This window comes from Blautia caccae (assembly GCF_040095955.1).
GTDB classification, from domain to species: Bacteria; Bacillota; Clostridia; order Lachnospirales; family Lachnospiraceae; genus Blautia; species Blautia celeris.
Window position 1 is genome coordinate 18,150 of sequence record NZ_JBBMFP010000025.1, and the last position, 14,031, is coordinate 32,180.

Annotated in this window: 10 protein-coding genes; 6 read left to right on the forward strand and 4 right to left on the reverse strand. The window is 44.4% G+C overall.

Annotation, left to right across the window (positions count from 1 at the left end):
• The 4 genes from WMO65_RS21355 to WMO65_RS21370 all read left to right on the forward strand — a co-directional run bounded on the left by WMO65_RS21355 (position 1) and on the right by WMO65_RS21370 (position 5,525).
• Positions 1-1,557: a PucR family transcriptional regulator gene (locus WMO65_RS21355; protein WP_148393641.1), complete on the forward strand. Its 1,557-nt coding sequence runs from the start codon at positions 1-3 to the stop codon at positions 1,555-1,557.
• Between the two features lie 168 nt (positions 1,558-1,725).
• Positions 1,726-2,817: a uroporphyrinogen decarboxylase/cobalamine-independent methonine synthase family protein gene (locus tag WMO65_RS21360; protein ID WP_243128857.1), complete on the forward strand. Its 1,092-nt coding sequence runs from the start codon at positions 1,726-1,728 to the stop codon at positions 2,815-2,817.
• 23 nt (positions 2,818-2,840) lie between these two features.
• On the forward strand, positions 2,841-4,217 hold the full coding sequence (gene dcuC, locus WMO65_RS21365) for a C4-dicarboxylate transporter DcuC (RefSeq protein WP_033139542.1): 1,377 nt from the start codon (positions 2,841-2,843) through the stop codon (positions 4,215-4,217).
• Between the two features lie 36 nt (positions 4,218-4,253).
• Entirely contained in the window at positions 4,254-5,525 is a 1,272-nt protein-coding gene (locus WMO65_RS21370; RefSeq protein WP_148393647.1) for an SLC13 family permease, read from the forward strand.
• Positions 5,526-5,564: 39 nt separating this feature from the next.
• Here WMO65_RS21370 and rbr read toward each other — a convergent pair whose 3' ends face one another.
• Positions 5,565-7,604: a rubrerythrin gene (gene rbr / locus WMO65_RS21375; protein ID WP_148393648.1), complete on the reverse strand. Its 2,040-nt coding sequence runs from the start codon at positions 7,602-7,604 to the stop codon at positions 5,565-5,567.
• A 205-nt stretch (positions 7,605-7,809) separates the two neighbouring features.
• On the opposite strand from rbr, the gene WMO65_RS21380 reads away from it, so the two are divergent.
• Complete coding sequence (locus WMO65_RS21380) at positions 7,810-8,976, forward strand: M20 metallopeptidase family protein (RefSeq protein ID WP_148393649.1); 1,167 nt, start codon at positions 7,810-7,812, stop codon at positions 8,974-8,976.
• Between the two features lie 144 nt (positions 8,977-9,120).
• Here the strand turns inward: WMO65_RS21380 and feoB are convergent, their stop codons facing one another.
• Positions 9,121-11,457: a ferrous iron transport protein B gene (gene feoB / locus WMO65_RS21385; protein WP_148393650.1), complete on the reverse strand. Its 2,337-nt coding sequence runs from the start codon at positions 11,455-11,457 to the stop codon at positions 9,121-9,123.
• Positions 11,458-11,672: 215 nt separating this feature from the next.
• Here feoB and WMO65_RS21390 point away from each other — a divergent pair, with 215 nt between their 5' ends.
• Positions 11,673-12,545, forward strand: coding sequence for a helix-turn-helix domain-containing protein (locus WMO65_RS21390; protein WP_148393651.1), 873 nt, complete (start codon positions 11,673-11,675; stop codon positions 12,543-12,545).
• A gap of 108 nt (positions 12,546-12,653) precedes the next feature.
• Here WMO65_RS21390 and WMO65_RS21395 read toward each other — a convergent pair whose 3' ends face one another.
• Both WMO65_RS21395 and WMO65_RS21400 read right to left on the reverse strand, forming a co-directional pair.
• Positions 12,654-13,571, reverse strand: coding sequence for a hypothetical protein (locus tag WMO65_RS21395; protein WP_148393652.1), 918 nt, complete (start codon positions 13,569-13,571; stop codon positions 12,654-12,656).
• 4 nt (positions 13,572-13,575) lie between these two features.
• Positions 13,576-14,022: a MarR family winged helix-turn-helix transcriptional regulator gene (locus WMO65_RS21400; RefSeq protein WP_052098935.1), complete on the reverse strand. Its 447-nt coding sequence runs from the start codon at positions 14,020-14,022 to the stop codon at positions 13,576-13,578.
• Positions 14,023-14,031: the final 9 nt, after the last annotated feature.

Sequence of the window (14,031 nt, forward strand, 5' to 3'; positions counted from 1 at the left end):
ATGAGGCTATATAATTATGATACAAAGCTTCTCTTAAACATGCAGATACTTGTTGATAACCTGGAAGAGGACTATAATATCTCTTTTTTCTGCAGATGGCATGATGAGCAGAGACTGACCGGTGCTTCTATTTACTATGGGCAGAAGGAGCTGTCTTCCGACCTGGTTTATGTGGCAAAAGCAGAGGTATATGCCCGATTTCCGATTACAGAAAAAGGTATATGCCGGGTTATTGTGGGAAAATCGAAAGAAAAACCGGACGCTCTGTTATGTTCCGTCATTGAACTTGAGGAATCTGTATGCTGGGAAAGTGTTTTTAACTATATACAGGAAATTTTTATTCGATATGCCTCCTGGTCCCAAAAGCTGGAGGATATATTAAACAGCGGCGGCGGACTCCATGAATTGTGTGTTTCTGCCATGGATTTTTTCCAGAATCCACTTTATATCCATGACAATAATTTTTATGTTCTTGCCATGCCCACTTGGGTCGTAGGTATGGGGAATATTCAGGTAGATGAGAATTCCGGTAATATTTTCTTCTCCCAGGAGAAAATACAAAAGCTGCAGAAGAGTCCGGCCTACATACAGACGCTCTCCACCCGCGGCGCACATATATGGGAACCTTCTTACGGAACCCATCGCATGCTTTATACAAATATCTGGACAAGTGACCATCATTACTGCGGTCGTTTTTTGCTCCATGAGCTGAATCGTTCCCTAAAGCCGGGTGATTTTCTTATGGTCAATCATTTTGCGACCTTTCTGCGCATGGCATTTGACCGCAATCTCTTTAAGCGAAACGATGTGACCTCTTTTGAAAAAATCATATTGAAGTTGATCAAAGGAGAGGCGATCGAACAGAGGTATTTGGTAAAACGTCTGGAAATGCTGGGGTGGGAGCTTACACACGAATATATCTGCTTGAAAATAGAAATACAAAAAGAAAGCAAAGAAATACTAAGACATCAGAAAATATGCAGTTCTGTGAATATCATATTAAAAGATGCACTTTCCATATCCGTAGAAAACGGAGCTTTAACCATCTGCAATCTGACGCTGTCGCAATATTCTCGTACAGAACTTCCGGTCAAATTGGAGGGCCTGTGCAGAGAGATGAATCTGACCATTGGGTGCAGCAATCATTTTTATGATTTTACGGAAGTAGGAGAATACAGCCGGCAGGCAGAAAAGGCGATTCAACTGGGCCTGCAGCGGAAGCCCAAAGAATATTTTTTCTATTTCTCTGACTATGTACTTGATTACATTATCGGACATTTTACGGAAGAATTCAGCATTCGTTCCATATGTTCCGATTCTATACTTGCCCTGGTCGAGATTGACCGGCAAAAAGGAACGGAATATATGGAGACTCTGGCCAGCTATTTTAAAAACGGAGGAAACCAGACGCCTACAGCAAATGACCTTTTCATACACCGCAGTACGCTGATGTACCGTCTGGAACGTATTCAGAAGCTGATCGGAATAGATTTGGAGGATTCGGATACCAGACTCTTTATTCAAATCGCTATGCGTCTTCTGGGGTATCTGAATTAATTTATAAGGGATAACAGTTCAGGGGCTGTTGTTCCTTATTTTTTTGACTTTAATGTTCTCCGCATTTTGCGGAAATTTAAAAGTTATTTTAAAAATTCGGCGGATTTACATCGCTTACATGCGAAGATATAATGCAGTTATAAAAATTCGACGAGCGGAGGTAACATTATGGCGATTCCTTTTCATGAAGATGAGCTGACTGTAGTAGAAATATCAAAGGCATTCCGAGATGCCAGTGTACCGGTGTTTCATTATCCGATCACCATGAGAGAGGCCTGGAAAAGAATGGCTTTAGACAAAAAACCGGTATGGATGTGTACCGGTGTGGAAACTTTTAGCTTTTATCCGGATATCATTCCCGATAATCGTGCCAGAGGCTATGTCAATGACGGCGGAAGACGTATCAAAGAGGAAGAAAAGGGCGGAAGAGATATGTTCGGCATTGAATGGATCTATGTTCCTGTGGCAGAAGGTTCTATGGAAAAGCCGGGATGTCCCCACTTATTTGAGGATGCCAATGATTGGAAGGCAGCCGTCAAATGGCCGGATATAGATTCCTGGGACTGGGAAGCAAGCAAAAAAGAGAATGCAGAGTTCCTGAAAAATGACCAGTTCCGGTATATAACATTCCTGAATGGTTTTGGTTTTGAGCGTCTCATTTCTTTCATGGGATTTGAAGCGGCTGCCATGGCACTGGTTGACGAGGAGCAGCAGGATGCTCTAAAGGGGCTTTTTGACAGGCTGTCCGATTTATATTGCAGAATCATTGACAAATGCTGTGAGGCATATGATATTGACGGATTTATTATCCATGACGACTGGGGAACCCAGAGAGCGCCGTTTTTTTCTTTTGATACAGGCAGGGAACTGCTCGTTCCTTATATGAAAAAGGTGACAGACCATATCCATGCAAAAGGAAAGGTGGCCGAACTGCACAGCTGCGGTTGTAATGAAATGCAAATAGAAAATTATATTGCCGGCGGATGGGATATATGGGGGCCTATGAGCAATATAAATAATACACAAAGACTTTTTGAAGATTACGGAGATAAGATTATTCTGGGAGTAATGCCGGATCTTTACGATCCGAAGGTTGATTCTGAGGAAACCATCCGTGAAAAGGCAAATGCTTTTGTTCAAAAGTTTTGTTCTGATCCAGATAAAATCTGTATTATCAATCGGTACTTCGGGCCATATCTGCAGGGGGTATATGCAGAGGAACTTTATAAAGCATCTCGTATGAAATATGAAAACTGCTGAAACAGATTTAGGGAGGGGTAAATATGGGTGACGCTATCCGCATTCTTGTTACACTAGTCATGATTGCCATGATCTTGATCATTGTGGCAAGAAAGTATTATACTGCAACAGCTTTTCTTGGTATTGGATTTGTGGTTCTGCTGGTGACAACACTGATAACCGGCCAGAGTGCCATTGCCGAGGGCGGTTCCGGTAACGCGGTTGTAGATGTTTTTGAAGTAATGGCAAATGCCATTACCACATCGCTTGGTTCTACAGGCCTTGTAATTATGGTAGTCATGGGATATGTGGGCTATATGACGCATGTAAAGGCAGCAGAATTGTTCAGCATCGTAGTGGCAAGACCGCTGCGGAAAATAAAACATTCGGAAATATTGATTTTTGCCACTTTTGTGCTGGTCGTAATCGTGAAGCTTGCCATTCCTTCCAGCTCGAGCGAAGTTTCTCTTCTGATAGCAACTGTCTTTCCGGTTTTGATAGCTGTGGGTATCAGTAAAGAGACATCGGCATCCCTTTTAATGGTTGCAACTGCTATTGTCTGGGGGCCTTCCAACACGCTGGCGCTTACTGCTTTTAACGGTGCAGGACTGGAGAATATTTCTATTCCCGTTTATTTTGTGACAAAAGAGATTCTTCCGGTGATTTGTATGATCGTAGTGGGGACCATTGTATTTATTCTTGTGAACAAATACTTTGATAAAAAAGAAGGAGTGCTGGTAAGCCGTTCGGAACTTCCGGAATTAAAGGATGTGAAAGAGCTTGGGATTCCTAAATTCTATGCAGTTTTTCCGGTACTTCCGGTATTACTGGTGATTGTTTTCAGCCCTATTGTACAGCAGTATATTACAATCTCCGTAGTAGCTGCCAATTTTATGTCGTTCCTTTTGGTCATGATCATTGAAATTATCCGGAAACGTAATATACGCCGGACTTTTGAAGATTCCAAGGCTCTTTTTGAAGGAATGGGTAAAGCATTTGTCAGTGTCGTATCTATTCTTATCGGTATCAATGTATTTTCGGCGGCGCTGAATCAGGTAGGTGGTTTGAAAATACTGGCCGGAGCATTTGCGGGGGCCGGGGGAGGGACAATTACCATTGCAGTGATCGGTGCCATTGCGGCATTTATCCTGATAGGTATCGGCAGTTCCATCAGCGGAACACTTCCTTTGTTTTCATCACTGTATGCGGCTTTTGCTGCATCAGAAGGCGAACTGGTCAATATGGTGCGTATCCTGATTTTTGGCGGAAGCCTTGCCAGTGCTGTCAATCCCATTGCGCCTACGACCATGATCGTCAGCGGCGGCTGTAATGTACCTATTACGACAATTATCAAGAGAACCATTATTCCTGCACTGGCATGTCTGCTTACAGAAATGATCGTGTGTATTCTGATTCCCTAAACAGAAGGACGTAAAATTTTCCGGAGGTAAAGTGTTATGAATACAGAAATTCTGATCACGTTGGTCATTCTGCTTTGCGCAGTGGTTTTTTATTCCACAACCTGGATGAATATGACTGCCACATCCCTGCTTATTCTGGCTGCACTTTATCTCTCCGGGATTGTATCTGTATCGGAACTGTTTGTCAATCTGGTAAACAGTTCTACGCTTCTGGTCATCTTTATGTTTATCATCAGTGGTTCGCTTTTGAAATCAGGAGCCTCCGCATTTATCGGAAATTGCCTGCTTTGGCATGCCGTGTCTGAAAAACAAATTGTTATGCGCCTGCTGCTGCTTTCCATGCTGCTGTCTGCATTTTTCAGCAATATGGCAACCGCGGCGGTGGTGGCTACATTTGCGGTAGGTATAGCGAAATCAAACAAAGCATACCGTCTTCCAAAAATGACAATGAGCATAGCGGTGGGGAGTATCCTTGGAGGCATGCTTACTATTATAGGTGTTTCCGGGAATGTAATGGTAAGAACATTTTTGGAAGAGGCGGGTGCAGGTACTGTCGGATTCTGGGATTTTGGGAAGATAGGTCTTCCTCTTTGCATTACGGGTTATATTTATATGTATTTTATCGGCTACAGACTGTCGCCTTCTCAGTCTGTAACGGAGTCTGCCATAAACGACACAGAAAAGCAGGATAACGTATACAGGAAAGGACAATGCATATTTACTTTGATGGTTTTTGCATCGGTGGTTATCTGTATGATGTTGGAAAATATAATCCATCTTCCAATCCACATGGCTGCATTTTTCGGAAGTCTGGTATTGATCGTCAGCAGGACGGTAACGGAGAAAGAGGCGTTTTCCTATGTGAATTGGCCTACAACACTTATGTTTGCAAGTCTTCTGACTCTGGGCGCTGCAATTTCCAAGTCCGGAGCAGCCCCTTTGATTTCCGACACTTTTTTGCGGTTGTTTGGGGAGGAGACGAATAAGACATTTATTTTGGTCGTTTTCTTCGTTCTTATTGTGATCATCACGCAGTTTATGTCCAACGGTGCCACGGCAGCCGTTTTTTATCCCATTGGTCTTTCTGTTGCACAGCAGTTGAATGTCAGTCCTGTGGCAGCCCTGATGATGGTCTGTGTGGCAGCGGGCAGCTCTTTTGCAACGCCGATGGCGACACCGCTGAATGCATACTTAATGTCGGTTTCCGGATGTCGTTTTTCTGATTATATGAAAGTAGGAGTACCTTTATTGCTGCTTACAACGATTGTCTGTGTGATTTTGTGTCCTTTGATTTGGCGTATTGGTTGAATCGAAACGCCTCCCCGGGAGTACGGGGAGGCGCCAATATTAATAGTTTTCTTTCCTTACTTCAAAATAACTCTGTGAATACTTGCAGACAGGGCATACCTCAGGTGCCTTTTTCCCCATAACCAAATGTCCGCAGATACGGCATTCCCACATGGTTTCCTCCCCTTTTTCAAATACCTGCTGCATCTCTACATTTTTAAGAAGGGCACGGTAACGCTCTTCATGGGACTTCTCGATTGCGCCTACTCTGCGGAATCGTTCTGCCAATTCCGGGAAGCCTTCTTCTTCGGCGTCTTTTGCCATGCGGTCATACATGTCCGTCCATTCATAGTTTTCTCCTTCGGCTGCTGCCAGCAGATTCTGGGCGGTGTGTCCCAGATGCCCCAGCTCCTGATACCAGATCCGGGCATGCTCCTGTTCATTGCGGGCCGTTTTAAGGAAGATTTCCGATAACTGGTCATAGCCTTCCTGACTTGCAATATTGGCAAAATAGGTGTATTTGTTGCGTGCCTGGCTTTCACCGGCAAAAGCTTCCATCAGGTTTTTCTCTGTTTTCGTTCCGGCATAAGGATTTTCGGATGAAGCCTGTTTTTCTTCGATTTTTTCAAATGCGGTTGCCGGCTGTTTGCACACAGGGCAGGTAAAGCCTTCTGTTAATGGTCCTTCATGTATATAACCACAGATTTTACAGCGATATTTCTCCATTGTTTTTCCTCCCAGATCTTTGCTTCTGTCTATATAGTTTGTATGTAACATTTCTTCTGCCAGCCTGCTGAGCGGCTGGCCGTAAAATTCTCGATACAATTGCTGGATTTCAGCATTGTCATGGCTGTTGCGCAGCTTCATCTCATCATCGCGCTTATATAAGCCGGCAATTCGTTCTTTGCGCAGTTCGTCTCCCTTTAACAAAGTTCCCTTTGGCTGGCCGCCGCCGCCGATGCAGCCGCCCGGACAGGTCATGACTTCGATAAAATGATAGGTTTGTCCGCTGCTGCGCCATTTTCGGATGAATTCTGTGGCTGCCTTTGTGCCAAAGATTACAACAGCTTTTAATTTGAGCGGGCCGATGGTCACTTCTGCTTCTTTTACGGATTCCATACCGCGGACGGATTTTAGATTATAAAAATCAGCAGGGGCGGGATTGCCTGTAATGAACTGATGGGCAGTGCGCAGAGCAGCCTCCATGACACCTCCTGTATTTCCGAATATGACGCCTGCGCCGGAGGCCTCCCCCATAAAGGAATCGTAGTCTGAGTCTTTCAGGGACGCAAAATCAATGTTCTCTTCTTTCGCCCATTTTGCCAGTTCCCTGGTGGTGATCACATAGTCCATATCGCGCATATCCTCAATATCAAGATATTTGGAGGCTGCGTTCATTTCCCCGCGGCGGATCTCGAATTTCTTGGCAGTACAGGGGGTGACAGCTACATTGACGATTTTTGCCGGGTCCAGCCCCATTTTTTTCGCAAAATAAGTTTTGACTGTGGGACCCTGCATACCGATAGGACTCTTGGATGAAGAGATATGTGCTAGGATATCCGGATGATAGGTTTCTGCGTATTTTACCCAGGAAGGGCAGCAGCTTGTGAACTGGGGGAGAGGCGCAGTCTTCTTTGTAACACGCTCAATTAACTCACTGGCTTCCTCCATGATTGTCAGGTCGGCTGCAAAATTGGTGTCTAATACATAATCACCACCCAATTTCCGCAGTAAAGCGATCATTTTTCCCTGTACAAAACTTCCGCCGGACAGATCAAATTCTTCCCCTAAAGCGATTCTTACGGAGGGGGAGGTGTTGAAAATGACAATTTTATCCGGATCAGCGATTGCATTTCTTACATCCTGGTATTCATATTTTTCGGTGATACTGGAGACAGGACAGACATTTGCGCACTGACCGCAGTTGATACAGACTGCCCGGTTGTTCGTATCTTCTAATTCGTAGGTATCATGAACACCTATATAATCTGTGCAGATGTTCTTGCACTGTCCGCATTTTATGCACAGCGATTCGTCACGCATAATGGATGGGTTATCCGGCTCGATGGGGACACGCACACTCTTTGGTAAATGATTCATGGAAACCTCCTTTGATAAATGATAATTGTTACTGTTATTATTATATTATACCAAAATTATCCAGTTTGTCAATGAAAATGGATAAAATTAGTTAGGTAAAAGTGAACGCTGAAAAGCGCTTGCTTTTTAAGCGGGTTATTGTATACTACTTTATAAAGTCGTACATAACAGATAAACTTTTAAAACCCAAAAGAGGAGAATGCAAATGAATACAAAAATTTTTCAGGAGGCCATGGAAATACAGGAGGAATTGACAAAATGGAGACATGAGCTGCATAAGATACCGGAAATCGGTCTTGTACTTCCAAAGACCAGTGCCTTTGTTCAGAAAAAGCTGGCGGAATTTCAAATTCCTTTTGAGACGAAAGTAGAAGGAAATTGTGTTGTGGGATGTCTGGGAAAGGGAGAGCAGTGTCTGATGCTCCGGGCAGATATGGATGGGCTGCCTATGCAGGAGGAGACAGGACTGCCTTACGCCTCAGAGAATGGGAATATGCATGCCTGCGGTCATGATCTGCACACAGCAGCCCTTCTGGGAGCAGCAAAATTGCTGAAAGTGCATGAGAGGGAACTGAAAGGATGCATCAAGCTTTTATTCCAGCCTGCGGAAGAAACTTTCCTCGGGGCAGAGGCAGCCATACATGACGGTGTATTGGAAAATCCTAAAGTGGATGCAGCGGTTGGTCTCCATGTAGCCTCCGAATTTCCGGCAGGTGTTGTGGCATATGGAACACAGGAATACGCTTCTGTCTATGGATTTAAGATCATACTGACAGGAAAGGGAACTCATGGAGCCATGCCGCAGAATGGTATCGATCCTATCAACGCAGGAGTCCACATTTACCTGGCTCTGCAGGAATTGATGGCGCGTGAGTGTGATCCTGCGGAAGAGGCGGCGCTGACGATCGGACAGTTTACCGCCGGAAATGCAGCGAATGTGATTCCTGAGCAGGCAGTCCTCCAGGGTACGCTCCGGACATTTGATGAAAAAACGCATGTACAGATGATCCGGCGCATTGAAGAAGTTGTCAGCGGGGTAGCGGCCACTTACCGTGTCCGGGCTGAAATTGAAGTGCTCAGTGATGTTCCGGTCCTCAACTGTGAGGAATCACAAAATGAACATTTTGCCAAAGCGTTTAAGGAAATGTCTCCGGAGCTGAAAATTTTCCCCGATGTTCATACCATGGGCTCCGAGGATTTTGCATTCTACGCACAAAAAGTACCCTCCTCCTATTTTATGGTGGGAGCAAAGCAGGAGGAGACTGCTATATCCTATGCGCATCATAATCCAAAAGTCTGCTTCAGTGATAAAGCGCTTCCCATAGCGGCATCCATCTATGCCTGCGCTGCGCTGAACTGGCAGATTGAGTAAGAGAAGCTAACCGTTTCCCCATTTCAAACACCGTTTGGCGGACAATGAGATGACATGCAAAAAGCTGCCGGGCTCTCCGAAAAAGAGCGGCAGCTTTTTGCTATTTTATAAAGGTTTATTCTGATTTGCGACTACCGCCGGTTTTTAAAACATTCCGGCCGCTATATGTACAAGCAGTGCCGCAATCCAGGCGATCACGCATTGCCCGGCAACAACTGCACAGGCCCATTTTCCGCCAAGTTCCCTTTTGATGGAGGCAACCGCCGCTACGCACGGCGTATACAACAGACAGAAGACAAGAAGAGCAGCTGCGCCTGCGGTTGTCAGTGTGCCGAGCAGCATATCTGTCCTGCCAAAAAGAACGGTCAGTGTAGAAACAACGCTTTCTTTTGCCATAAATCCACTGACCAGAGCTGTGGAAATCCTCCAGTCTCCAAACCCAAGGGGTGAAAAAACAGGAGCGATCACACCGGCAATGGCAGCAAGAATACTGTCTTTGGAGTCTGAGACCATATTCAGACTCATATCAAAGCTCTGCAGGAACCAGATGATAATGGTTGCAATAAAAATAACGGTAAAAGCCCTTTCAAGAAAATCCTTTGCTTTCTCCCAGAGCAGCTGTCCCACGTTTTTTGCTCCCGGCATGCGGTAATTGGGAAGCTCCATCACAAAAGGAACCGGTTCTCCCCTGAACATGGTACTCTTAAAAAGCAATGCCATCAGTATGCCTGTCAAAATCCCGAACACATACAATCCGATCATTACAAGCGCTGCCCGATCCGGGAAAAATGCCTCTGTAAAAAACGCATATATGGGAAGCTTTGCAGTACAGCTCATAAACGGGGTCAGTAAAATGGTCATCTTCCGGTCTCTCTCTGAAGACAGAGTCCGGCTGGCCATCACGCCGGGAACCGTACAGCCGAATCCGATCAGCATGGGAACGATACTTCTGCCGGATAAGCCGAGTTTACGCAGAAGCTTATCCATAATAAACGCAACTCTTGCCATATAGCCGCTGTCCTCCAGAAGGGACAGAAAGAAAAACAGAGTCACAATGATGGGAAGAAAGCTTAGCACGCCTCCCACACCGCTGAAGATACCGTCAATGATAAGAGAGTGTACAGCTTCATTTACGTGTGCTGCCGTCATGGCGCTGTCTGCAAGTTGTGTCATCCATGTGATCACCGCTTCCAGCGCACCCTGAAGCCATGCGCCTATCACATTGAAGGTCAGCCAGAAGACCACAGCCATGATTCCGATAAAAGAGGGAATCCCTGTGTATTTTCCGGTAAGTATGCGGTCCATTCTTTTGCTCCGCAGCCGTTCCCTGCTTTCTTTTGGTTTCATGACTGCTGTGTCACATGCGCGGTTAATATAGGCAAAACGCATGTCCGCCACTGCCGAGGCGCGGTCCATCCCTGTCTCTTCCTCTGTCTGGATCACAATGTGTTCCAGCATTTCCTTTTCATTCTGGCTTAAATCAAGCTGCTCCAGAATCCGGTTATCGCCTTCCATGATTTTGCTGGCTGCAAAACGTATGGGAATGTTTTCGGTCCTGGCGTGGTCTTCGATCAGATGCATCACTGCGTGGAGTCCTCTGTGAATGCCGCTTCCGGTGTCTGCGCAGAAATCTGTTTTGGCAGGAGCTTCCTGATATTTGGCAACATGGACTGCATGTTTTACCAGTTCTTCGATGCCTTCTCCCTTAGATGCGGAAATGGGCACTACCGGCACACCCAGAAATGCTTCCATATCATTGACCTTCACGGAACCTCCGTTCTCCAACAGTTCATCCATCATGTTTAACGCTACGACCATGGGCATGTTTAATTCCATCAACTGCATGGTCAGATACAGGTTGCGCTCCATATTGGTGGAATCCACGATATTGATGATTCCTTTGGGTCTGTCTTTCAACAGAAATTCCCTTGTCACAATTTCTTCGCTGCTGTAAGGCGACATGGAATAGATACCCGGGAGGTCTGTGATCCGTGTGTTTTTATGGCCTTTTATCACCCCGTCTTTTCGGTCTACGGTAACACCGGGAAAATTTCCCACATGCTGATTGGAGCCGGTCAGCTGATTAAACAAGGTGGTCTTGCCGCAGTTCTGGTTGCCCACAAGCGCAAAGGTAAGGATTTCACTGTCCGGAAGGGGATTTTCCTGCTCTTTTGCGTGGTATTTTCCGCCTTCTCCGTATCCGGGATGGGGTGCTTCCGTGATCTTTATTTTTTCCTCTTCTTTTTCAGAAGTGCGGTGGATTTCTTCTACCTGGATTTTTTCCGCATCATCAAGCCGGATGGTCAGTTCGTATCCGTGGAGCTTTAATTCGATGGGGTCTCCCATGGGTGCGTATTTGACAACCGTTACCTCCGTCCCCTGAATCAGTCCCATATCCAGAAAATGCTGGCGCAGCGCCCCGCTTCCGCCGACAGAATGTATAATGGCTGTTTTTCCAATCTTCAGTTCTTTTAAAGTCATTTCGTTTCTCCTTATGTTAGCGTCTTCTAACTTTATGTTCCTACTATATTTCAGCGGCTTTGTTTGGTCAACTGATTCCGGTGTCATCCTTCCATTTGGGTAAAAAGTATTTCCGATTGGATTAATATTATATTTTTTCTCATAAAAATCAGGTGACGGAATAAAAACCATATGGTAGAATTGAGCCTGAGAATACGAGGGAAAGAGGAGAGATTATGAAAGATAGTTTAGAGGTCCTTCCCGGGATTGAATTGTCTGTTATCCATTTTCATTCTGAAAGGTTCACCATGCACCATGAGCTGTTTTCTGATGTTCTGGAGGTGAATTATTGCCATAGAGGAAGGATCGGATGGGATATGAGGGACGGTTCCTCTGTCTTTTTAGGCGCCGGTGATCTGGAAATCCACACAATGGACTGCTGTGCTGACTCCACGATCACTCTGCCCCTGGGAGGTTATGAAGGGATTACCGTTCTGTTTGATATGGAAGTTCTGGAAAATCATGTTCCGGAATTGCTCAAGGATGCCGGCCTGAATGGCAGGGCACTTTTGAAGAAGCTCTGTCCCGGGCAGACACCTCTGTCCCTGCCTGCAAGTCCTGAAATCTCCGGCATTTTTTCCTGCCTTTTTGAAGTTCCCCAAAAGCTGCTGCCTTCCTACTACAGAATCAAAATGCTGGAGCTTTTACTTTACCTGGAGCAGCTTAAACCGTCCCATGTGAACAGGCTGACATCCTATCAGTCAGAATTAACGGTTCTGATCCGGGAAATCCATGATTTTATAACCGCTGACTTATCAAAGCGATTTACCATAGAGGAATTGTCAAAAAAATATCTGATCAATACCACCACCCTGAAAAAGATTTTCAAAGCTGTGTATGAGAAACCCATAGCTGCTTATATGAAAGAGTACCGCATCCGCCAGGCCATGCTCCTGCTTTCTCAGACGGATGACAGCATGGCGGATATTGCCGGGCAGGTAGGGTATGTGAATCAGGGGAAATTTACGCAGGCTTTTAAAGAGCAGACACAGATGCTTCCAACGGAATATAGAAAACGCTGCCGGTTACGCAAAATGGAAAAAGAATAAACATTAAGCGGTATCGTATTTTATTGACCACATTATTCCCGCCGGGGAGGAAAATCCACACTGCAGGCCGGAATCTATCCTCCGGTGCGTCAGATCCTTAAGATACGGCTAATGCCTTCCTTCGTTATAGTTATCCACTGACGAAATATAATGTGTTTCCCGTTTTAGACGATAATCAAAGTAAGCAGCAAAAAAAGCCATGACAACAAAGGTAAGGCATTTCGTTATTAAGGCCGGTATGGGTATTGAAATACCTGCGGACAGTTGGAAAAAAGTCTGAACAGGGAGCATAATACCAATACACATACATATTTTAAAAATCATTCGGAGAAAAACATATCCGATAAAATTTCCATGTCTGACTAAATAATATGTAATGAATATTAAGGGACTTATAATGCCCATATCGAGTACATACGTGATTTCCGTAGTGTATACTTCAATCAATTCCAGCGATGTTCCCTTTGCAACGGATATTATAATATCGGGAAGCCATGCAGCAAACAGTGATATGCCTGCCGCCAGTAAAAATACCTTCATTCCTTTTGTAAAAGGATATGAGCAGACCTTTCCCTGCCGGACACCGGCTGCATGCAATTTTGCAAATAATACACTTACGCTGAAAGAGCACATACCAAATAGTGCGATATATATTAAATGTAAACGGTTATAGGTAACACCAAAGGCCAGACTTGCAGAATAGTAAAGCAGCAAACTGACAATTCCAAAACTGCGTATATCATATTCCACACTCTGTTTTTTCTTTGCTTTAAAAAAAGTGACAATTGACAGCGGAACAACAAATAACAGGATTGTAAAATCAGAGCCAATAAAAATAGGTGCTTTAAAATAAGAATCATGAGCATAGATACCGGCTCCCCACATTTGTACTTTCTGTCCATATTGATTCACAAACTCATAGGAAAATGAAGTATGAAAAGAACATACACCTAAAATTGTTACAATCAACAGCAGCAGAATTATGAGTACATCTAAATACTTAATGATTGGTTTCGTATTATCCATATCTTTACCTGTCCTTCCCATAAGTTTCAAAACAACCGAGTAATTTTTCAAGAGCATAAATGAAACTGTCAATTTCATTGACTGAAAATGATGAAAATAATCGGTTGGCTTCACAAGCAGTGGGTTCATTATTTTCAGCAAAATACTGATATGCTTTTTCTGTCAATTCAACTTTTAAAGCCCTCGCATCTTTCTTGGATTTTCCAATCATCACATATCCCTTGTTTTCCAATGGCACCAGCATTTTTTTGACATTTTGTCTTGTGGTTCCTACAAATTCAGCAATATTATTGAGATTCTTATCCTGGAGTTCCATTTTAGAAATCATCATCAGCAAGAACCATTGCTTGAAAGTGATATCAGGGAATATAGAATCCCCAAACAGTGTTATTTTATTTGAAAGCAAAGAAATACTTCCGATTATAAACTCTTCTTTTTCTGTTCTGTTCATAAACACGCC

Coding starts and splice junctions, on each gene's coding strand:
- WMO65_RS21400 (WP_052098935.1), bottom strand. CDS start 14,022: ATGAACAGAACAGAAAAAGAAGAGTTTATAATCGGAAGTATTTCTTTG.
- WMO65_RS21360 (WP_243128857.1), top strand. CDS start 1,726: ATGGCGATTCCTTTTCATGAAGATGAGCTGACTGTAGTAGAAATATCA.
- WMO65_RS21380 (WP_148393649.1), top strand. CDS start 7,810: ATGAATACAAAAATTTTTCAGGAGGCCATGGAAATACAGGAGGAATTG.
- WMO65_RS21395 (WP_148393652.1), bottom strand. CDS start 13,571: ATGGATAATACGAAACCAATCATTAAGTATTTAGATGTACTCATAATT.
- dcuC (WP_033139542.1), top strand. CDS start 2,841: ATGGGTGACGCTATCCGCATTCTTGTTACACTAGTCATGATTGCCATG.
- feoB (WP_148393650.1), bottom strand. CDS start 11,457: ATGACTTTAAAAGAACTGAAGATTGGAAAAACAGCCATTATACATTCT.
- WMO65_RS21390 (WP_148393651.1), top strand. CDS start 11,673: ATGAAAGATAGTTTAGAGGTCCTTCCCGGGATTGAATTGTCTGTTATC.
- WMO65_RS21355 (WP_148393641.1), top strand. CDS start 1: ATGAGGCTATATAATTATGATACAAAGCTTCTCTTAAACATGCAGATA.
- rbr (WP_148393648.1), bottom strand. CDS start 7,604: ATGAATCATTTACCAAAGAGTGTGCGTGTCCCCATCGAGCCGGATAAC.
- WMO65_RS21370 (WP_148393647.1), top strand. CDS start 4,254: ATGAATACAGAAATTCTGATCACGTTGGTCATTCTGCTTTGCGCAGTG.